Source organism: Aliihoeflea sp. PC F10.4 (assembly GCF_054612275.1).
Window position 1 is genome coordinate 3,450,170 of the sequence record NZ_JBTSWH010000001.1, and the last position, 19,203, is coordinate 3,469,372.

The window sequence follows — 19,203 nt, forward strand, 5'->3', positions numbered from 1 at the left end:
TGCCGTCCCTCGTCGCTGCGGCCGCTTGCCCCCCGGCGCGGCCGACATTCCCCTCTCCGGGAATCTCGTTATCAACTTCTAGCTGACGACTACCTTTGTACCGATCTTCACGCGTTCGTAAAGGTCCGTGACATCCTCGTTACGCATGCGGATGCATCCAGACGACATGGCATGGCCGATCGTCGTGGGCTGATTGGTGCCGTGGATACGGTAGAGCGTGGAGCCGAGGTACAAAGCGCGCGCGCCCATCGGATTGTTCGGGCCGCCAGCCATATGGACCGGCAGGATCACGCCCTTCTTGCGTTCGCGCTCGATCATCGAGGCGGGCGGACGCCAGTCCGGCCACTCGGCCTTGCGGGTGATCGTCTCGGTTCCCTTCCACGAAAAACCCTCGCGGCCGACGCCGACGCCGTATCGGCGGGCCATGCCACCGGCCTCGACGAGATAAAGAAATTTCGCGCTCGTATCGATGATGATCGTGCCGGGCGCGTGCGGGCCGCTATAGCTGACCTGTTGCGGCAGGAACTTCGGATCGATACCGGCGGTCGTACCTTGCGGCATGGCGGGAACCGGAGCCGCAACGGCGGCGGACTGGACCGGGGCCGGAACTGGCGTCGGACGCGAGCGAATCACAGGTGCCGGCGCTACGGCCACGCGTGCGCTCGGCACGACACGCTGCTGCACGGCGCGCTGGCGGATCGGAGCGCCCTGCGGCGAGCGCTGAAGCTGCATGACCCATGGTGCGGACAGGTCCGGGCTGACGACGAGCGGCGGGCGTTCGCCATAGCGATCCTGCGCGTGCGCGACGGCTGGCATCAGCGCGGCGGCGAGCATAAGCCGCACAATGGTTTTCGACATCGGCATGAACGATCTTCCTCGAAGGGGTGACGGCCACTTTTGCGACCTTCATTGTCAGGAGCGATGCCAAGCGAAGTGTGAATCTGTGCCTGTAAAACGTATATCCTTGTCGAAAGCTTTTGCCGTGGTTAGCGGTGCGTTGATTTCGTTGGTGAACGCGAACTTAAAGAGGGGCAGGAATGAGCGACGAAGTGGCCGGACTGATCCGGGGCGACGACGGAAAGCTGCGCTGTTCGTGGCATGGCAATCTGCCCGATTACCGCGCCTATCATGACGGCGAGTGGGGCCGGCCAGTCTTGAACGATACGCGACTGTTCGAAAAACTGTGCCTCGAGGGTTTCCAGTCGGGGCTTTCGTGGCTGACGATCCTGCGCAAGCGCGAGAATTTCCGCGAGGCGTTCGACGGCTTCGATTTCCATGTTCTGGCGACACGGCCCGAAAGCGAGATCGAACGGCATCTGACCAATGCCGGCATCATCCGCCATCGCGGCAAGATCGCCTCCGTCTACAACAATGCGCGCCGCGCCGTCGAACTGGCTGACGAGCACGGATCGGTCGCGGCCTTCTTCTGGTCGTTCGAGCCGCAACCGCATGAACGGCCCGCGACATTCGACTTCGAGGCGTTGCGCGCGAACCCGAAAACGGAAATCTCCACGCGCATCTCGAAGATTCTGAAAAAGAAGGGCTGGTCGTTCGTCGGGCCGACGACGATCTACGCCTTCATGCAGGCGATGGGTCTGGTCAACGATCATATCGAGGGCTGTTTTTGCCGCGACGAAGTCGAGCGGGAGCGTCAGCAGATTGCGCGTCCGTTACGCAAATTTAATCTGCCGGAAAGCGCGCCGTAATGTCCGCTTCGCCATCGTGTCTTCAGGGACACGATCGATACGAGGACATCGTCATGAAAAAAACCATCGCACTCATTCTCATCGGCAGCTTCGCGGCCTCTACCGCTGCGTTCGCACAGGCGCCCAACAATGCCGACAAGCCGGCTCGCGAAGGCCCGCGCCATCAACTCCGCCAGGAAATCCGCGCCGGCAATCTCGATCAGGCGCGCTTTGCCGAAATCATGGCCGAGCGTGCCGGAGCCCGCTTCGACCGGCTCGATGCGGATGGCGACGGCATGATCTCGCGCGAGGAATTCACGGCGGCGATGGAAAATCGCACGGAGCGTCAGTTCGCACGCATGGACCGCAACGAGGACGGCAAGATCACCCGGGACGACCGTCCGTTCCGTGGCAACTGGCGCGGCAATCGCGATGAACGTCACGAACGCGGCGAACGCGCGGCACCCGCAGAACAGCCGGCGACGGAAGCTCCGGCCGAATAACCATTACGGGGTGGCGCGGGCTTGACCGCGCCACCACCGCTCGTGCATCTCGTTCGTCATGCGCGCGAATTACAAGATGCAGCGGCTTTTCGTGACGGACGCGCTTTCGGGCGACGTCGAAATCGCGCTTGGCACCCAGCAAAGCCATTACCTTTCAAACGTCCTTCGCATGCGTGAGGGTAGCGACGTTCTCCTGTTCAACGGGCGAGACGGCGAGTGGCTGGCGACCGTAAGCCAGATCGCGAAAAAGTGCGTACGCCTCGTTCCGCGCGAGCAAACGCGTCCGCAGCCCGCAGCGCTGGACCTTCTTTATTGCTTTGCGCCGATCAAGGCCGGGCGACTCGACTACATGGTCCAGAAGGCCGTCGAAATGGGCGCAGGCACGCTCCAGCCCGTCATCACCCAGCACACGCAGGTCTCCAAGATCGGCACCGACCGGTTTCAGGCTAACGCGCTTGAGGCGGCCGAACAGTGCGGTATCCTCGCGGTACCCGAGGTCCACGACGCCATCAAGCTAGACCGGCTGCTCGCCGGGTGGGACGAAAGCCGCGCGCTGATCTTCTGCGACGAAAGCGCGGCAGGCGATAATCCGGTCGACACGCTCCAAACTTTGAATGGCCGCAAGCTCGCGCTGATCGTCGGACCGGAAGGCGGCTTTTCCGACGCAGAGCGCCGGCAATTGCACGCCTTGCCATACGTCACCGCCATTCCGCTCGGGCCGCGCATCCTGCGCGCGGACACGGCGGCCGTCGCCGCGCTCGCCGTCATTCAGGCAACGATCGGAGACTGGTAACGCGCATTGACGCGATCGTCAGGATTTTTCGCTTGATCGCGCATCCCGTTTGCGGGCAACAAGCGCACACATCCTGCCGACCGGCTCCGGAGACTCTTGAATGGCACGCGACACCACCGACTTCCGGCCGATCGAATCGAAATCCGAACTGACCGATTATCTGGCTGCCGGCTGCAAGCCGAAAAGCGCATGGCGGATCGGCACCGAGCACGAGAAATTCCCGTTCTACGTCGACGGCCACAGTCCCGTTCCCTATGGCGGCGAGTGCGGTATCCGCGCGCTTCTGGAAGGCATGCAAAAGACGCTCGGCTGGGACCCGATCATCGATGCGGGCCACATCATCGGTCTCGTCGAGCCGACGGGACAGGGCGCGATCAGTCTTGAGCCGGGCGGACAGTTCGAGCTTTCGGGCGCGCCTGTCGAGACGATCCACCAGACCTGCCGTGAAGGCAACGCGCATCTGGCGCAGCTTCGCCAGATCGCCGAGCCGCTCGGCATCCGGTTCCTCGGACTTGGCGGCAGCCCGAAATGGACGCTGGCCGAGACGCCGCGCATGCCCAAATCGCGCTACGACATCATGACAGCCTATATGCCCAAGGTCGGCACGCAGGGTCTCGACATGATGTACCGCACCTGCACTATCCAGGTGAATCTCGATTTTTCGTCCGAAGACGACATGCGCCGCAAGATGCAGGTGTCGCTGAAGCTCCAGCCGCTCGCGACCGCGCTTTTCGCCAACTCGCCCTTTACCGAAGGCAAGCCGAACGGCCTGCAAAGCTGGCGCGGCGATATCTGGCGCGACACGGACAATGCGCGTTCCGGCATGCTCGAATTGTGCTTTGCCGGGAATTTCGGCTTTGCCGACTATGTCGAATGGGCGCTCGACGTGCCGATGTACTTCCTCATTCGCGAAGGCCGCTATTTCGACGTGACGCACGTCACGTTTCGCCAGTTCATGGACGGCGCGCTGAAGGACGAAATCCCGGACGGCCTGCCGACCATGGGCGACTGGGCGAATCATCTGTCGACACTCTTTCCCGACGTGCGGCTGAAGCGCTTCCTCGAAATGCGCGGCGCGGATGGTGGTCCATGGCGACGCATCTGCGCCCTCCCCGCCTTTTGGGTCGGGCTTCTCTACGACGACGCAGCGCTCGACGCTGCCGAAAAACTGACGCGCGACTGGACCTTCGCCGAGGCGCTTTCGCAGCGCGAGGCCGTTCCGTCGCAAGGGCTTGCGACGCCGTTCCGCAATCACACGCTTCGCGAGATCGGCCGCGAGGTTCTCAACATCTCGCGTATGGGCCTTGCCAACCGCGCCTTCAAAAACAGCGAAGGTTACGACGAGACCGGCTTTCTCGCACCGCTCGACGAGGTTATCGCGCGCGGCACGACGAGTGCGGAAGAAATGGTGCGGGCCTACAACACGCGCTGGGGCGGGTCGATCGAGCCCGTGTTCCTCGAATACGCCTATTAGAAGCGTCTCATGTAGATAGACATGATGCGGCCTCCGTCAGGCCACATTGCAACGGCGTTCTGCCGCGCGTGCAAGTTTTGCGTCACGGAGAGAACACCCATGCAACTCATCACCAGACTGTCGCCGTCGTTGGCTTTGGCCGCTTTCGCACTCCCCGCGAGTGCGGCCGAACCGCCTGCCTCGATCACCGCCGCGGTGGACCGCGAGATCGAAGCGCTCATGGCGCAGCACGATATTCCCGGCATGGCTGTCGCCGTAACGGTCGACGGGCAGGCCTATATTTTCAACTATGGCACCGTCGAACGCGGCGAAGACAGGGACGTAAACGACGAGACGATCTTCGAGATCGGCTCGGTCAGCAAGGTGATTACGGCAATGCTCGCGACCTATGCCATCGAACGCGGCGCGCTTTCCCTGTCCGATACGCCTGGCCGATACATGCCAGAACTCTCCGGCACGCCCGTCGATGACGCAACCGTCCTTCATCTGGGCACCTATACGGCCGGGGGCTTTCCGCTTCAGTTCCCCGATGCGGTGACGAATGATGCGAGCATGGTCGAATATTATCGCGACTGGCAGCCGGATGCCGAGCCGGGAACGGTCCGTCAGTACTCCAATCCCAGCCTCGGCCTGTTCGGCCATCTCGCCGCGCTCTCCATGGAAAGGCCTTATGCGGACCTGATCGAGGGCGCGATCTTCCCCGGTCTCAGCATGAATACGAGCTACATCAACGTTCCCGACGAGCGGATGGACGACTACTCGTGGGGGCACTCCGGTTCCGGCAACAAGGTGCGGGTCAATCCCGGCGTGCTCGACGGGCAGGCCTATGGGGTCAAGACCACCGCATCCGATCTCATCCGCTTCGTCGAAGCCAACATCCGGCCGCAGTCTCTCGAAGGCGACATGCAAAAAGCGGTCGAGGGAACGCAGATCGGCTATTTCCGCTCCGGCGAACTCGTTCAGTCCCTCGGCTGGGAGCAATATTCCTATCCGACGCCGCTGGCACAACTCGTCGCCGGCAACTCGACAGAAATGGCACTCGAGCCGCATGCGGCAGCGGCAATCGAGCCGGCGGAACGGCCCGCCACGCCGACGCTCTTCAACAAGACCGGCTCCACCGGAGGGTTCGGCGCCTATGTCGCATTCGTGCCGGACGAGGAGATCGGCGTCGTCATGCTCGCCAACCGCTTCTATCCGAATTCGGCACGGGTCGAGGCGGGGTATGCGATATTGGAAGCTCTGGCAGACGCACGGTAGCCGTCTTTTCCATCAGCCCTTGCCGCGCGCGGTCCTTGCGATACTCTGTCAAGGATCGCCGCGTTTCGGGAGGATAGAATGCTGCCGCTCTACGACATGATGATGAAGGCGCAGAACGGCCGTGTCGCCGATCTGCTCGCACGTCAGATGAACCTGACCCGGCAGCAGGGCGAACTCGCGCTCGAAGCGCTTTTGCCGGCCTTTTCCGAAGCGTTGAAGCGCAACACGGCGGACCCGTTCGGGTTCTCGCAGTTCATGACCGCGATGGGCAGCGGGCAATATGCGAAATATTTCGAGGACGCGACGCGCGCCTTCACACCCGAGGGCGTCGCCGCAGGCAACGATGTTCTAGCCCAGATGTTCGGCTCAAAGGAATTGTCGCGCGCTGTCGCCGAACAAGCCGCGCAGGCGACGGGCATCGCACAGGAAGCATATCGCCAGATGATGCCGTCGCTCGCGGCCATGATGATGGGCGGGTTTTTCAAGCAGGCGACCGGCCAGATGCAGGGCGCTGGCTCCAATCCTTTTATCGACGCATTCCAGAAAATGATGCCGCAGGCCGAAGCGAACGCCAATCCCTTCGACGCCTATTCGAAGATGATGCAGGACATGTTCGCGCCGAAGGCGCAGGAAAAGCCGAAAAAGACGCCCGATCCCTTCGCGCACAACCCGTTCATGAAGATGTTCGAGGATATGATGCAGATGGCACCGTCCGCGCGCCCCGGCGAGCCGACGGCAAAAGATGAGCCGACGCCCTTCCCGTTCGAAAATTTCTTCGGCGAAATGTTCGAGACAGGCCGACGGCAGCAGGAAGACTATCAAAAGACGATGGCCAGCCTCGTCGACGGATTCTTTGCGCAGGCGAAGCCGAAAAAGTAAAAAGGCCCGGCCTCGTGAGAGACCGGGCAAGATGCAGGCGGCCGGGAGGGTTCCGGCGGTGAGTGGGAGCGCCTGCTGGTGGTTCGCTCGCCGATCAGAAGACCCGGCGTGCCGTGCGCTCGCGGTGCCTTTGCCGCGATAGTTCGCTCAGCGTCGTTGTCGGGTCAGCCGGAATCGGAGTGAGCCTAGCTTCACGAAGATCGGATCGCATCAGGCCGATATCGGCCAGTTGGTGATCGGAAAGCTCGCTCAAATCGCCGAGATGGCGACGATTGAACATCGCGCGCAGAACTGCCTTGAACCCGTTCGCCACGCGCGACGCCACATCCGTGCGCAGCGGGGCGGCACTGGCATATGTCGTGGTGTGATCGAGGGCGGTCATGACAATTCTCCTTTTTCAATCGGGTGCGGCGGCTATCTCCTGCTCGGCGCGAGGTTTTCAGGCACAGGACGTCCCTTGCGGGCGGCGACCGAGAGGACGCATGCCCGGCGACAGGCCGGCATGTGGGAACAATTGGAAGATGCGCTGCTTCGATTGATTAGTCGAACGAATGTTTCTAATATTTAACATCAATGATCATGATGGATTAGTCCGATGCCCGCCGCGCCGCTCGATCTCGACCAGTTGCAGACCTTCATCACAATCGCCGACATGGGTTCGTTCACGCGCGCCGCCGACGAGGTGCACCGCACGCAATCGGCCGTGTCAATGCAGATGCGCCGGCTTGAAGAGCGCGTCGGCAAGCAGCTTTTCGCGAAGGACGGGCGCACGAACCGACTAACCGAGGACGGTGAGCGGCTCTTGTCCTACGCTCGCCGCCTGATCCGGCTCAATCGCGAAACGCTTGCGGCCTTCGACGACGCCTCGCTTGAAGGCCATATCCGGATCGGCACGCCCGACGATTATGCCGACCGCTTCCTGCCTGAAATCATGGCGCGGTTCCTGCGCTCCAATCCGCGCGTCGAACTGTCCGTCACCTGTGAGCCGACCGCAAATCTCGTCGAACAGATCAAGCGCGGGCAGCTCGACATCGCGCTCATCACACATGACGACGCGCGCGGCTCGGAAGTCGTGCGGCGTGAGCCGCTTTTGTGGGTCGGCTCGATGAACCACGAGATACATCAGGAGGAAATTTTGCCGCTCGCGCTCGGTCGTCCGAGTTGTCTTTGGCGACGCACGGCCTGCGACGTGCTCGATACGATGAATCGCGACTATCGCATCATTTTTACGAGCTGGTCGGCGACCGTCATCATGTCGGCGGTTCTTTCCGGGCTGGCGGTTTCCGTGTTGCCCGAATGCGCGCTTCGTCCGGGCATGCGCATCCTCGGCGAATCCGACGGGTTCGGCGCGCTGCCCGATTGCCGGATCGGAATCTTGCGCGGCCATTCCAGCCAGCCGCAGATCGTAGATGCGCTCGCGCGCCACATCTCCGAAAGCCTCGACAACATTTCGGTCGTGCCGCCCGCAACGGACGAGGCCGGGCATTTCGACTTCGCCGGCCTTGCCTACGGGCGCGCAAAACGGCTTCGTCCCGGGCAAATGCTTCCCGGCTGGTAAGCCGCGCGCGAACCCACTACGACTCCATCATGTCCGATTCCGAAGCTTCCGATTCGCGCACCAATGCGAGCGAATATTCCGTTTCCGAAATTTCCGGCGCGCTCAAACGCGTCGTGGAAGACACGTTCGGCAATGTGCGTGTGCGTGGCGAAATCTCCGGCTATCGCGGGCCGCATTCGTCTGGGCACGCCTATTTTTCGCTGAAGGACGACCGCGCGCGCATCGAGGCTGTGGTCTGGAAAGGCACGTTCTCCAAGCTGCGCTTCCGTCCCGAAGAGGGCATGGAAGTCATCGCGTCGGGCAAGCTGACCACCTATCCCGGCTCGTCGAAATACCAGATCGTCATCGACAATATCGAGCCGGCCGGTGCGGGTGCGCTGATGGCGCTTCTCGAAGAGCGCAAGCGCCGTCTCGCAGCCGAAGGGCTGTTCGAGGCCGAGCGCAAGCGCCCGCTGCCCTTCATGCCGAGAACAATCGGCGTCATCACCTCGCCGACCGGTGCGGTCATCCGCGACATCATCCACCGCATCACGGATCGGTTTCCCGTGCATGTGGTCGTCTGGCCGGTGCGTGTTCAGGGAGAGACCACCGGCGCGGAGGTCTCGAACGCGATTGCCGGCTTCAACGCACTGCCGGAGGGGATGGCGCGGCCGGATCTCCTGATCGTCGCGCGCGGCGGCGGCAGCCTCGAAGACCTTTGGGGCTTCAATGACGAGGCGGTGGTCCGCGCCGTCGCGGCCTCGCAAATCCCCGTCATCTCGGCCGTCGGCCACGAGACGGACTGGACGCTGATCGACCTCGTCGCCGACAGGCGCGCGCCAACACCGACTGGAGCGGCGGAAATGGCCGTCCCGGTGAAGGCCGAACTCGAAGCGGCGGTCTCGCGCTTTTCCGCGCGGCTGAAAGGCTCCGTATCGCGAAGCACGCAGCGCAAACGCGACACGCTGCGCGCAGCAGCACGCGCGCTGCCTTCGGCCGATGCGCTTCTCGCATTGCCTCGGCGACGGTTCGACGAGGCGGCGAGCCGGCTGCAACGCGCACTGATCGCCAATACCGAAGCCAAGAAGCTGCGCTTTCGCGGACTTCGCCTGTCACCGGGCATCTTGTTGCGACGGATATCCGACGCGGGGCTGCGCGCCGGGCGCGCAGCGAACCGGCTGCCCGTCAGTTTCGAAGCGATGGTTGTTAACCGTCGCAACCGTCTGGCGCGCGATGCCTCGCGTGTCACGCCAACGGCCCTGATGCGGCGCATCGAAATGGGGCGTCAGCGCGTGGAAAATTCAGAGAGACGCCAGCGCCAGTCGATCGACAGGGCGATCGAGCGACGCCGCCAGCGTTTCGAGCAGGCGGCGCGGCTAGCCGGCTCGCTTTCCTATACGAAGATTCTGGAGCGCGGCTTCGCGGTGGTTCTCGACGCGCAAGACCAGCTCGTGAAGCGGGCGGCGGAAGTCTCGACGGGCGATGCGGTGTCGATCCGCTTTGCCGATGGCGACGTCGCCGCCATCACCGCGCAGGACGCGGCAGCGCGGCCGAAGGCCAAACCAAAAACGTCCTCCGGCCCGGCTGGTCAAGGCACGCTTTTCTAACGCTTATCATTCGACGGAGAACTGGTCCTGATCGCAAGGCAGGCCGGTGCGAAACTGTTCCGCCAGGCATTCGCCGCGATCGAGGCCGCCTCCGGCCGTGGTCACGGCCCGGGTCATACCGCCCACGCCGCAGCCTGCCAAAACGCTCGCAGCCAGAACGATCAATAAGGTCGCGCGAAATGGAAATGCCGTTGCCATATGCAATGCCTATCACGGATTCGCCCGCTCGGCGCGCTTTTCAGGCAAAATGAGGTCAGGAGTTTGGATGGTACGGTTGGCTGGGCTCGAACCAGCGACCTCCGGATCCACAATCCGGCGCTCTAACCAGCTGAGCTACAACCGCATGATCCACTGGCTGGGCAGCCTCTTACGGGCATTCAGGCCCGAATTCAAGCAGCAATGCCGGTCTCGCTAAGGAAAAACACCTGTCGGAAGGGCAACCGCCGCCTGCCGGGACACAGCGATAGCGCAGATATGAAAAGACCGGGACGAGCCCGGTCTTTTCATCGATCGACCTGCGAGAGGAGAAGCAGGTCGAAGCCTGTGGCAAGGGAGGAGGTTTGCCCGCAGGCGAAAATCGTTCGGTGAAAGCCTCAGGCGGCTTCTAGTTCCTTGACGGACTTTTCGAACGCGTCCTTCATCGGCTTGATGACCTCTTCGGTGGCCTTCGTGGACGTCGCCTGGAAATCCCGTGCCTGCTCGACGGCAAGCTCCATCGACTTACGCGCGAAGGCCGTCTGCAACTCGAAGACTTCCGAGATCGTCTTCGCCTTCACCAGCGCCTCGAAATGCGCGAAGCTCAGTTCGCTGCCGGCGCGCAGCGCGGCGATCGACTTCAACGACATTTCGCTGCCAGCTTGACGAGCCGTCTCGAAGGTTGCCTCCATCGATTGCTGTGTGTGCTCGGCATGCGATTTCATCTTGTCATAGGCCTGACGCGACTGCTCGAGGCCGTTTTCGGCGAAAACGCGGAACTGGTCGGCAGCCTTGCCAGCGTCGAACGCGGCGGCGTCGAGCACATCTGCGGCCTTGGCGGTGGTCTTGCTCATGAAAGGTCCCTTTTCAAATTGGAGCGGCGCGACCATTTCCTGCCTGCCGCAACGTCGTCACGATCAATATAGCTGATTTTTTGTGCAACGCAATATTCGTAGTGTGCATTGCGATATGGACTGCCTGCCGATTAACCACATCTGCAATCCAGCCCATATACGGTGGCGGATGCTGTGGACGCGGAGCCGCAGCGCTTTTATTAACGAAGGGTTAAATGACCCGTCACCGCGTGAGCACAGGTAAAAGATGACGGCTGCAGGCCATTCCTTCATCGACGTCGCCGTCCTCAACGGCGTGCGCGAACGCTTCGCGCGCGGTGACGCGATCGTGCTCCTACCGCCCGAACTCGACAAGGTGATCTGGGCGAACGGGCCAGGCGCTGCGCTTTTCGGCCACGCCGACATCGACAGCGCCGCCGGCAGCGATGCGGGCCTCAGCGTCCAGGCGAGGCGTCAGGTCGCGTCCCTGTCGGGCTATCCACGGATCGGCACCGAACGGACGATCTCGCTGCGGTTGAACCAAGGAGCGATCAGCCGAATGGTCACGCTGGAGGCTGCCCAGTTGCGCCTGCCGCGCGGCGAACTTGCGATCATGCTGTGCCAGCCCGCTAGCCGCGCCAGCGGGCTTTCTGCGAACGCCGCAGCCGTGATCAGTGGATTTTCGCAAGCCGGCTATGCGGCGGGTCTCGTGGGCGCGCAAGGCACCCTCGTTGCCGCAACGGACGACTTCGATGAACTGGGTCTCGGGCAAAGTGCCTTGAGGGGACTGATCGACAATGTCGCACGCAAGCGCGATCGCCTCGTCAAGACGCTCGTCGAGGTGGATGGCGGCCAATTGCCCGTCGGATTCGCGCGTCTTTCCGACGAGCCGCCCTTGCATCTGCTCCTTACCGTGCAGCCGGCCTCGGACGATGGCGAAGAAGACGTCGTGGAGACTCCAGAACCGCTGGAAAGCGTGTCCGAAGCACCCCCGACGACGATCCCCGACGAAGTGGCCGAGCCGGGCCAGTCCGAAGGCGAGGCGGACCCCGCTGCTCTCCTTGAAAAGGCACCTCCCCCCATCGACGACCTGCCGGTGCAACCGGTCCGGTTCGTGTGGCGAACCGATGCGAACGGGCGCTTCAAGGAGGTGTCGCCCGAATTCATCAGGGCGGTCGGTGCCAATGCGGCCGACATCATCGGGCGCAGTTTCGGTGATGTCGCGACCGTCTTCGGTTTCGATCTCGACGGAGAGATTTCCGCCCTTCTCGAACGCCGCGACACCTGGTCGGGTCGCACCGTTTTCTGGCCGGTGGAAGGACACGCGCTCAAGGTACCGGTCGATCTCGCCGCGCTGCCGGTTTACGATCGTGACCGGACATTCGAAGGCTTTCGCGGCTTCGGCGTGGTCAGGCCGGCCGATGCGGTGGAGGACGCCGATGCGCTCGGGCTAGCTCTCGTGCGCCCGCAACAGGCGGACGCCGCACCTGCAGACGAGCCGCCTGTTGCCGAGGCGGATACCGCGACCCAAACGGAGGCCACAGAAGATGCCGGCGATAATGTCGTCCGCCTCGACGACAAAAGGACGCTCCCGGCAAAGACCCTTTCGCCGGGCGACCGCGAGACCTTCCGGGAAATCGGCACGAGGCTGAAAGGCCAGATCGGCCCGGACGATGACGACGCCGCAACCGACGATCGGCAGGCGCAGGAGCGCGCGCGGTTTGCAGATAGCGACCCCGACGACGCTTCGGTGATCGAAGAGGAGGCCGATGAGGCGAACGGCGCAACCATCGTCCATCTGGCCGATGCGCGCCCTGACGAAACCGAGAGCGAGCCTGCGCCCGCTTCCCAAGAGGCAGGAGTCGACGAAAATGCGCCGATGCCGCCGGCGACCGTGCATTTCCTGCCCTCTGCCTTTGCCACCACTTCGACCGAGGAGACCCATGTCGAGGATGAACTGATCGGTCATCTGCCGGTCGCCACACTGATCCATTCGGGCGAAGAGCTGCATTTCGCCAATTCCGCCTTTTTCGATTTGACCGGCTTTGCCTCCCTCAAAGCGTTCGCAGAAGCAGGCGGTCTCGATGCGTTGTTCGAAACCGAACGTCCGGCGATGGACGGCATACTTGCGCTCAAGCGCGCGGACGGCACCGAAGTGCCGGTCAAGGCGCATCTTCACGCCGTGCCGTGGCATGGCGGCAAGGCGCTGATGCTGACGCTGGTCGCGCAGGAGAAGGCCGAGACCACCCTGCCCGCCGAGGACGACCAGAACGACGTTCTGCGCGCGCATCTGGCGCAGTTTCAGACAATCATCGACACTGCGACGGACGGCGTGGTTCTGATCGACAACGATTTCGCTGTGCGTTCCATCTCGCAGCCGGCCGAAGCCTTGTTCGGCTTCGACAGCGCCGCCGTCGAGGGACGGGCCTTTCGCGAACTCTTCGCCATAGAGAGCCAGCGCAGCGCGCAGGATTATGTCGAGCGGATCGCCGGAAGCGGTGTCGACGCGGTGATGAATGACGGCCGCGAGGTGATCGGGCGCGAGGCAGAAGGCGGCTTCATCCCCCTCTTCATGACCATCGGTCGCCTGCCTATGGATGGCGGCTACTGCGCCGTCCTGCGCGACATCACGCATTGGAAACGCGTGGAAGAAGACCTGACCCACGCCCGCGCCGAAGCCGAACGCGCATCGTCGCAAAAGAGCGAGTTCCTCGCCCGGATCAGCCACGAGATCCGCACGCCGCTGAACGCGATCATCGGCTTTTCCGAGCTGATCATCAATGAGAGCTTCGGGCCGATCGGCACCGAGCGCTACCGCGACTATCTGCGTGATATCAGCCGCTCGGGCAACCACGTGCTCGACCTCGTCAACGACCTTCTCGACATCTCCAAGATCGAGGCCGGCGAACAGGAACTGAACTACGAAGCGGTCTCGCTCAATGACGTCCTCGGCGAAGCCGTCGCGATGATGCAGCCGCAGGCGAACCGCGAACGGGTCATCATCCGCTCGTCCTTCGCCTCGCGCCTGCCCGACGTCGTGGCCGATCTGCGCTCGATCCGGCAGATCGCCCTCAACCTTCTGTCCAACGCCGTGCGCTACACGCCGGCGGGCGGTCAGGTGATCCTGTCAACCGCGCTCGAACCGGACGGCGGGATCGCGGTGCGTGTGCGCGATACCGGCATCGGCATGACCGCACCGGAAATCGATCAGGCGCTGAAGCCGTTCAAGCGGGTCAATGCACTGAAGCGCAGCCACCGCGAAGGCACCGGCCTCGGCCTGCCTCTGACAAAGGCGCTGGTGGAAGCGAATCGCGCGCGCTTCGCGATCAGTTCCAAGCCCGATGAGGGAACGCTGGTCGAGATCGACTTTCCTGCCACGCGTGTCCTTGCAGACTGAACCTATCTGCGTCCTTCATAGCGCAGGATCAGCCCGACGAAAAAACTCGAAAACAGCACGATCAGGAGCGCATAGGGCGCGGCCTCGGCCATCATCCCCTCCGATGTGCGGCTGAAGACAGCCGTCGCGAGCGTGCCGTAGCCGGTCGGCGCGAGCAGGAAGGTGATCGGCAGTTCCTTCACGATCATGATGAAGACCAGCAGCGTCGCCGCGACCATCGAGCGGCGCAGAAGCGGAAACGTCGTGCGCATGAAGGATTCGAACGGTCCGTGGCCGAGCGAGCGCGACACTTCTTCCAGACGCGGGCCGATCTGCATAAGCCGGCTGCGCAACGGTCCCATGGCAAGCGCTAGGAATGTCATCACATAAGCGAAGCCGAGAATCGTCAGGCTTTGATAGAGGAAGGGCACGGCGCGCAGCGAGAAGAATACCATCGACAGCGCGAAGGCGAGCGGCGGCACCGCGTAGCCGAGATAGGCAAGCCGGTCGATCGAGGTCGACAGAGGCGAGGGAAAGCGTACCGTCAGATAAACGACCGGCAGCGCGAGAAGCGTCGCGATCGCGGCAGACGGAACGGCGATGATCGTCGTGCGCATGAACGCGTTCGCGACCTCGGCGAAATCGACCACGAAGCCGCTCTGCGCCATCCAGTAGATCAGCACCATGACCGGAAGACCGATCGATGCGCAGTAGACGACAGTGACGAAGAGCCAGGCGACGGGACGCCATCTGCCAAGCGCAACCGGCTTGTGCGCGCGCTGCGTGCCCTTGCCGACACGCGCGTAGCGACGCCCACGCAGTTGCGCCTCTGCCAGGATGAAGGAAAGCGTGACCGCCATCAGCATCAGCGACAGCCATGCCGCGTAGATACGGTCGAACGCGCCCGAATATTGCGTATAGATCGCGTAGCTGAAGACCTCGTAGCGCATCAAGGCGATGACGCCGAAATCGCCCAGTACGTAAAGGCCGATGACGAGCCAGCCCGCCAGAAGCGCCGGCACCAGATGCGGCAGGACGACCGTGAAAAACGTGTTGGCCGGCGAACGACCGAGGCTGCGCGCGCTTTCCTCCAGCCCCGGATCGAGGCCCATCAGCGCGGAGCGCAAATTGAGAAACAGATAGGGGAATGTGTAGAGCGACAGCGCGATGGCCGACCCTGTCAGCCCCTGCGGTCGCGGCAGGCTGACGCCGAAGAACTGGTTGGCGAAGCCGTAATATCCCGAAAGCCCGATCAGCGCATAGGCCATCACATAGCCGGGCACCGCCAGCGGCAGGACGCCCATGATCGAATGAAATTTCCTGAAGCCGAGATCGGTACGCGTCACGAGCCATGCCAGCGGCAGGGCGATCACGGTCACGGCGGCAATCACGCAAGCGGTCAGGGTCAGCGTGTTGACCAGAAGCGCGAAATTACGGCGCCGAAAAACGATTTCCCCAAGCGAGGCGGCATCGGCCTCCATGGCGCGCGCCACCAGATACACCATGGGCAAAAGCATACCCGCCCCGACCAGAAAGGCCGGAGCGAGCAGCATCAAGGGTGGTCGGCGCAGGCGCGCCGGCCATAGTGCATGCGTCCTGGAAATCAGAGCAGGCCCACTTCGCGCAGAAGTTCAAGCGTGCCGTCCAGATCGGAAATCTGGTCGATATCGACTTCGGGGCTCACTTCGAGAACGGTGTCGAAATCTTCCAGCGAGGAATGGCCGATGAGATTCGGAATGACCGGATACTCGTAGCCTTCAAGAGTGATGTACTGCTGCGCGGGAGCCGAGAGCAGGTAATCGATGAAGGTCCGGGCATTTTCCTGATTGTCGCTGGAAGCGACGATGCCGACGCCGGCAACGTTCAGGAGGTTGCCGATGTCGCCGGCCTCGAAATGGGTCTGCGCAACCGGGAAGTCCTCGTCATTGGCGAGGTAACGGCCCAGATAGTAGTTGTTGACGAGACCGAAATCGACTTCGCCATTTGCGACCGCTTCGACCTGCGTGCCGTTGTTGCGATAGACCTGGGTTTCGTTGGCGATCATGCCTTCGAGCCATTCCTTGGTCGCCTCGTCGCCTTCGGCAACGCGCATCGCCGTCACGAATGCCTGGAACGAGCCGTTGGTGGGTGCCCAAGCGACGCGGCCTTTATATTCCTCGTTGACGAGATTCTTGATCGAAGCCGGCAGCGCATCGTCTTCGACGCGTTCGGTCGAGTAGAGAAGGACACGCGAGCGGCCGCTGGTCGGAGCCCACTTGTTGTTCACGTTGCGGAACGGAGCGGCGACGCCCTCGTTCACTTCAGCCGGAAGGTCGGCGAAAAGCGGGGTGATCGCGCCGAGCGCGCCACCATCCTGCGCCCAGAACACGTCTGCCGGCGACTGTTCGCCTTCTTCCTGAAGAAGCGCAGCCAGTTCAGCCGTGCCCGCGTAGCGCACGTCGACGTCGATGCCGGATTCGCGTTCGAACTGCGCGATGATGGGAGCGACGAGCGCTTCGCCGCGACCCGAATAGATGGTCAGTTCCTGCGCGGATGCAGCGACCGGAAGCGCAAGCGCTGCCGCCAGAGATCCCACAATCAGTTTCTTCATCGAAAAACTCCCTCTCAAACCCGTCTAGCGCAAGAAACGCCCAAAGGGCGCTGCGTCCGGTCGTCGCCGGCGGAAAAAGGCGTATATTACCTGATTTTAATGGTCAAGATTAGCACTTGCACCGCAGCCCTTATGCCGCAGACAAAAAGGGCGCCCGCATGGGGCGCCTTGGAATTTGTGTCACACAGGGGACTTGAAGCGGCGGCGCATCTGCCGAAGCGGATGGGCCTGATGTCTCAAGTTATCATCATCATGAAGCGCACACCGTTAACAGGACCCTAACGGCCCGCATCGAATTTTACCAAATGTCAGTCTTGATCCAGACGAAGTAAATTTCCGCACTATATTTCGTTAACCAACCGCCGGTCACGTTCTCAACTTCGGCATGTCCCGGTAGAGTTCGAGAGCCTCGGGATTGGCAAGCGCTTCCTTGTTTTTGACCGGGCGTCCATGCACCACATCTCGAACGGCAAGTTCGGTGATCTTGCCCGACTTGGTGCGAGGAATGTCCCCCACTGCGAGGATGCGGGCCGGCACATGGCGCGGGCTTGCGCCAGACCTGATCTTCGTGCGGATTTTCGTTTCCAGTTCGTCATCAAGGGTTACGCCTTCGGCCAGACGCACGAACAGGACGACGCGAACGTCATCCTCCCAGCTTTGCCCGATAGCGATCGCCTCCACGATTTCGGGAAGCTGCTCCACCTGATTGTAGATTTCAGCCGTGCCGATACGAACGCCGCCCGGATTCAGCGTCGCATCCGAGCGACCGTGGATGATGATGCCGCCATGCTCGGTCCATTCGGCGAAATCGCCATGGCACCACACATTGTCGAAGCGCTCGAAATAGGCCGACCGGTATTTCGCTCCGTCCTCGTCGTTCCAGAACATGATCGGCATCGAGGGAAAGGGTTTCGTGCAGACGAGTTCGCCCTTTTCCTGCTCGACGTGGCGGCCTTCGTCGTCCCAGACATCGACTGCCATGCCGAGCGCCGGACCTTGTATCTCGCCGATCCAGACCGGGCGGCCGGGAACCGCGCCGACGAAGCATGCGACGATATCCGTTCCGCCCGAGACCGAAGCAAGATGCACGTCAGCCTTGATGGCGTCATACACGAAGCGGAAGCTTTCGGGCGCAAGCGGCGAACCGGTCGAGGAAATGACGCGAACGGATGACAGATCGTGCGTTTTCGCCGGCTCCAGCCCACCCTTCCTGACCGCGTCTATGAACTTTGCGGACGTTCCGAAGAACGTCATCCTCTCGGCATCCGCATAGTCGAAGATGACGTTGCCGTCCGGATAGAACGGCGAGCCGTCGTAAAGAAGAAGCGTCGCGCCCGATGCAAGGCCCGAAACGAGCCAGTTCCACATCATCCATCCGCAGGTGGTGAAGTAGAAGACGCGATCACCCTCGACGATGCCGCAGAGGAGCTGGTGTTCCTTCACGTGCTGGATCAGCGTGCCGCCGGCCGAATGCACGATGCATTTGGGAATGCCCGTCGTTCCTGAAGAGAACAGAATATAGAGCGGGTGGGAGAAGGGAAGACGCTCGAATGTTAGTTCGTCCGGCGTAAACGCGGATATCGCCTTGTCCATCGTTTCGGCGCGGCCCGATTTCGCCGCGACGTCTGCGGCCTTGCCGAGATAGTCGACGATGAATGCGCGATCGACGCTCGGCAGCTTGTCGAGGACCGCCGTGACCTTTTCAGACACATCGATCGCCTTGCCGTTATACCAGTAGCCATCGACGGTGACGAACAGCTTCGGTTCGATCTGACCGAAGCGGTCGAGCACGCCCTGCTCGCCGAAATCGGGCGAACAGGACGACCAGATGGCGCCGAGCGAGGCTGCCGCCAGCATCGCAGCGATCGTCTCAGGCATGTTCGGCATCATCGCCGCGATGCGATCACCCGCCACGATGCCGCGCGAACGGAAAAGCTGCTGAAGCTGCGAGACGTGCGCGCGTAATTCATCCCAAGACAGGCGGCGCTCGACCTTGTCTTCGCCGCGAAACACGAGCGCGTCATCCGGCCCGCTGCGCGACAGAAGATTTTCCGCGAAGTTGATCCGGGCATTGGGAAAGAACTGCGCGCCGGGCATTCGATCGCCATCAGCAAGCACGCGCGCGCCTTTTTCGCCCTTAATGCCGCAGAAATCCCAGACGAGATTCCAAAAGGCTTCGCGATCCTCTATCGACCAGGCATGCAGCGCGTCGTAGTCTGACAGATCGCGACCGGCGATGCGTCCCGCCTCCTGCGCAAAAGCCGTGATCGGCGCGGCCTCAAGCGATTTTCGTGTCGGGCTCCAAAGCGGTGCATTCATCGTCATGTATTCCTCCCATACAGGCCGAAACCCTTGAAGCATGCCGCGCCCGGCGCTGACAAGCGCCACAAACAGGTTGGCAATCGCCATCGGGCGGCCACAAATGCTTGAAATGCCGGGTGCATCGATTAAACCGGATCGAGACTTTCGGCGAG

16 protein-coding genes and 1 tRNA gene are annotated in these 19,203 nt (G+C 62.3%); 9 read left to right on the top strand and 8 right to left on the bottom strand.

The features are described 5' to 3' along the window. Positions 1-78: 78 nt before the first annotated feature. Positions 79-864, bottom strand: a complete 786-nt coding sequence (locus tag ACX82Z_RS17350; RefSeq protein WP_459590253.1) for a L,D-transpeptidase — start codon at positions 862-864, stop codon at positions 79-81. 173 nt (positions 865-1,037) lie between these two features. On the opposite strand from ACX82Z_RS17350, the gene ACX82Z_RS17355 reads away from it, so the two are divergent. The 6 genes from ACX82Z_RS17355 (at position 1,038) to ACX82Z_RS17380 (ending at position 6,591) form a co-directional block, all read left to right on the top strand. Continuing rightward, positions 1,038-1,706: a DNA-3-methyladenine glycosylase I gene (locus ACX82Z_RS17355; RefSeq protein WP_459590254.1), complete on the top strand. Its 669-nt coding sequence runs from the start codon at positions 1,038-1,040 to the stop codon at positions 1,704-1,706. Positions 1,707-1,759: 53 nt separating this feature from the next. After that, on the top strand, positions 1,760-2,188 hold the full coding sequence (locus ACX82Z_RS17360; protein ID WP_459590255.1) for an EF-hand domain-containing protein: 429 nt from the start codon (positions 1,760-1,762) through the stop codon (positions 2,186-2,188). Between the two features lie 58 nt (positions 2,189-2,246). Further along, on the top strand, positions 2,247-2,981 hold the full coding sequence (locus tag ACX82Z_RS17365) for a 16S rRNA (uracil(1498)-N(3))-methyltransferase (RefSeq protein WP_459590256.1): 735 nt from the start codon (positions 2,247-2,249) through the stop codon (positions 2,979-2,981). Between the two features lie 100 nt (positions 2,982-3,081). Further along, positions 3,082-4,455, top strand: a complete 1,374-nt coding sequence (locus ACX82Z_RS17370) for a glutamate--cysteine ligase (protein ID WP_459590257.1) — start codon at positions 3,082-3,084, stop codon at positions 4,453-4,455. Between the two features lie 99 nt (positions 4,456-4,554). After that, positions 4,555-5,712 carry a class C beta-lactamase gene (gene ampC / locus ACX82Z_RS17375; protein ID WP_459590258.1) on the top strand — a complete coding sequence of 386 codons (1,158 nt, stop codon included), beginning with the start codon at positions 4,555-4,557 and terminating at the stop codon, positions 5,710-5,712. 78 nt (positions 5,713-5,790) lie between these two features. Next, the gene (locus tag ACX82Z_RS17380; protein WP_459590259.1) at positions 5,791-6,591 is read left to right on the top strand and encodes a DUF937 domain-containing protein; all 801 of its coding nucleotides are present in this window, start codon (positions 5,791-5,793) and stop codon (positions 6,589-6,591) included. 94 nt (positions 6,592-6,685) lie between these two features. Here the strand turns inward: ACX82Z_RS17380 and ACX82Z_RS17385 are convergent, their stop codons facing one another. Continuing rightward, positions 6,686-6,973, bottom strand: a complete 288-nt coding sequence (locus ACX82Z_RS17385) for a DUF1127 domain-containing protein (protein WP_459590260.1) — start codon at positions 6,971-6,973, stop codon at positions 6,686-6,688. A gap of 213 nt (positions 6,974-7,186) precedes the next feature. Between ACX82Z_RS17385 and ACX82Z_RS17390 the strand changes: the two genes are divergently transcribed. Continuing rightward, the gene (locus ACX82Z_RS17390) at positions 7,187-8,149 is read left to right on the top strand and encodes a LysR substrate-binding domain-containing protein (RefSeq protein ID WP_459590261.1); all 963 of its coding nucleotides are present in this window, start codon (positions 7,187-7,189) and stop codon (positions 8,147-8,149) included. A gap of 29 nt (positions 8,150-8,178) precedes the next feature. Further along, positions 8,179-9,735 carry an exodeoxyribonuclease VII large subunit gene (gene xseA, locus ACX82Z_RS17395; RefSeq protein WP_459590262.1) on the top strand — a complete coding sequence of 519 codons (1,557 nt, stop codon included), beginning with the start codon at positions 8,179-8,181 and terminating at the stop codon, positions 9,733-9,735. 6 nt (positions 9,736-9,741) lie between these two features. Here the strand turns inward: xseA and ACX82Z_RS17400 are convergent, their stop codons facing one another. The 3 genes from ACX82Z_RS17400 to ACX82Z_RS17410 all read right to left on the bottom strand — a co-directional run bounded on the left by ACX82Z_RS17400 (position 9,742) and on the right by ACX82Z_RS17410 (position 10,784). Beyond that, positions 9,742-9,933 carry a hypothetical protein gene (locus ACX82Z_RS17400; protein WP_459590263.1) on the bottom strand — a complete coding sequence of 64 codons (192 nt, stop codon included), beginning with the start codon at positions 9,931-9,933 and terminating at the stop codon, positions 9,742-9,744. Between the two features lie 68 nt (positions 9,934-10,001). Next, positions 10,002-10,078 (bottom strand) — tRNA-His (locus ACX82Z_RS17405). Positions 10,079-10,328: 250 nt separating this feature from the next. Next, positions 10,329-10,784, bottom strand: a complete 456-nt coding sequence (locus ACX82Z_RS17410; RefSeq protein ID WP_459590264.1) for a phasin family protein — start codon at positions 10,782-10,784, stop codon at positions 10,329-10,331. Between the two features lie 247 nt (positions 10,785-11,031). Here ACX82Z_RS17410 and ACX82Z_RS17415 point away from each other — a divergent pair, with 247 nt between their 5' ends. Continuing rightward, the gene (locus ACX82Z_RS17415) at positions 11,032-14,160 is read left to right on the top strand and encodes an ATP-binding protein (protein ID WP_459590265.1); all 3,129 of its coding nucleotides are present in this window, start codon (positions 11,032-11,034) and stop codon (positions 14,158-14,160) included. 2 nt (positions 14,161-14,162) lie between these two features. On the opposite strand, the gene ACX82Z_RS17420 is transcribed toward ACX82Z_RS17415, so the two are convergent. From ACX82Z_RS17420 to ACX82Z_RS17430, 3 genes are all read right to left on the bottom strand, one after another. Further along, positions 14,163-15,692 (bottom strand): ABC transporter permease, encoded by a 1,530-nt coding sequence (locus tag ACX82Z_RS17420; protein WP_459590266.1) that lies wholly within the window; start codon positions 15,690-15,692, stop codon positions 14,163-14,165. 50 nt (positions 15,693-15,742) lie between these two features. Continuing rightward, complete coding sequence (locus ACX82Z_RS17425) at positions 15,743-16,729, bottom strand: iron ABC transporter substrate-binding protein (protein ID WP_459590267.1); 987 nt, start codon at positions 16,727-16,729, stop codon at positions 15,743-15,745. 366 nt (positions 16,730-17,095) lie between these two features. Beyond that, positions 17,096-19,054 carry an acetoacetate--CoA ligase gene (locus ACX82Z_RS17430; protein WP_459590268.1) on the bottom strand — a complete coding sequence of 653 codons (1,959 nt, stop codon included), beginning with the start codon at positions 19,052-19,054 and terminating at the stop codon, positions 17,096-17,098. Positions 19,055-19,203: the final 149 nt, after the last annotated feature.

Excerpts from the sequence above, each read along its gene's own strand:
- ampC (WP_459590258.1), top strand. The coding sequence starts at position 4,555 with ATGCAACTCATCACCAGACTGTCGCCGTCGTTGGCTTTGGCCGCTTTC.
- ACX82Z_RS17425 (WP_459590267.1), bottom strand. The coding sequence starts at position 16,729 with ATGAAGAAACTGATTGTGGGATCTCTGGCGGCAGCGCTTGCGCTTCCG.
- ACX82Z_RS17355 (WP_459590254.1), top strand. The coding sequence starts at position 1,038 with ATGAGCGACGAAGTGGCCGGACTGATCCGGGGCGACGACGGAAAGCTG.
- ACX82Z_RS17360 (WP_459590255.1), top strand. The coding sequence starts at position 1,760 with ATGAAAAAAACCATCGCACTCATTCTCATCGGCAGCTTCGCGGCCTCT.
- ACX82Z_RS17350 (WP_459590253.1), bottom strand. The coding sequence starts at position 864 with ATGCCGATGTCGAAAACCATTGTGCGGCTTATGCTCGCCGCCGCGCTG.
- ACX82Z_RS17415 (WP_459590265.1), top strand. The coding sequence starts at position 11,032 with ATGACGGCTGCAGGCCATTCCTTCATCGACGTCGCCGTCCTCAACGGC.
- ACX82Z_RS17370 (WP_459590257.1), top strand. The coding sequence starts at position 3,082 with ATGGCACGCGACACCACCGACTTCCGGCCGATCGAATCGAAATCCGAA.
- ACX82Z_RS17365 (WP_459590256.1), top strand. The coding sequence starts at position 2,247 with ATGCGCGCGAATTACAAGATGCAGCGGCTTTTCGTGACGGACGCGCTT.
- ACX82Z_RS17420 (WP_459590266.1), bottom strand. The coding sequence starts at position 15,692 with ATGCTGCTCGCTCCGGCCTTTCTGGTCGGGGCGGGTATGCTTTTGCCC.
- ACX82Z_RS17390 (WP_459590261.1), top strand. The coding sequence starts at position 7,187 with ATGCCCGCCGCGCCGCTCGATCTCGACCAGTTGCAGACCTTCATCACA.
- ACX82Z_RS17400 (WP_459590263.1), bottom strand. The coding sequence starts at position 9,933 with ATGGCAACGGCATTTCCATTTCGCGCGACCTTATTGATCGTTCTGGCT.
- xseA (WP_459590262.1), top strand. The coding sequence starts at position 8,179 with ATGTCCGATTCCGAAGCTTCCGATTCGCGCACCAATGCGAGCGAATAT.
- ACX82Z_RS17410 (WP_459590264.1), bottom strand. The coding sequence starts at position 10,784 with ATGAGCAAGACCACCGCCAAGGCCGCAGATGTGCTCGACGCCGCCGCG.
- ACX82Z_RS17380 (WP_459590259.1), top strand. The coding sequence starts at position 5,791 with ATGCTGCCGCTCTACGACATGATGATGAAGGCGCAGAACGGCCGTGTC.
- ACX82Z_RS17430 (WP_459590268.1), bottom strand. The coding sequence starts at position 19,054 with ATGACGATGAATGCACCGCTTTGGAGCCCGACACGAAAATCGCTTGAG.
- ACX82Z_RS17385 (WP_459590260.1), bottom strand. The coding sequence starts at position 6,973 with ATGACCGCCCTCGATCACACCACGACATATGCCAGTGCCGCCCCGCTG.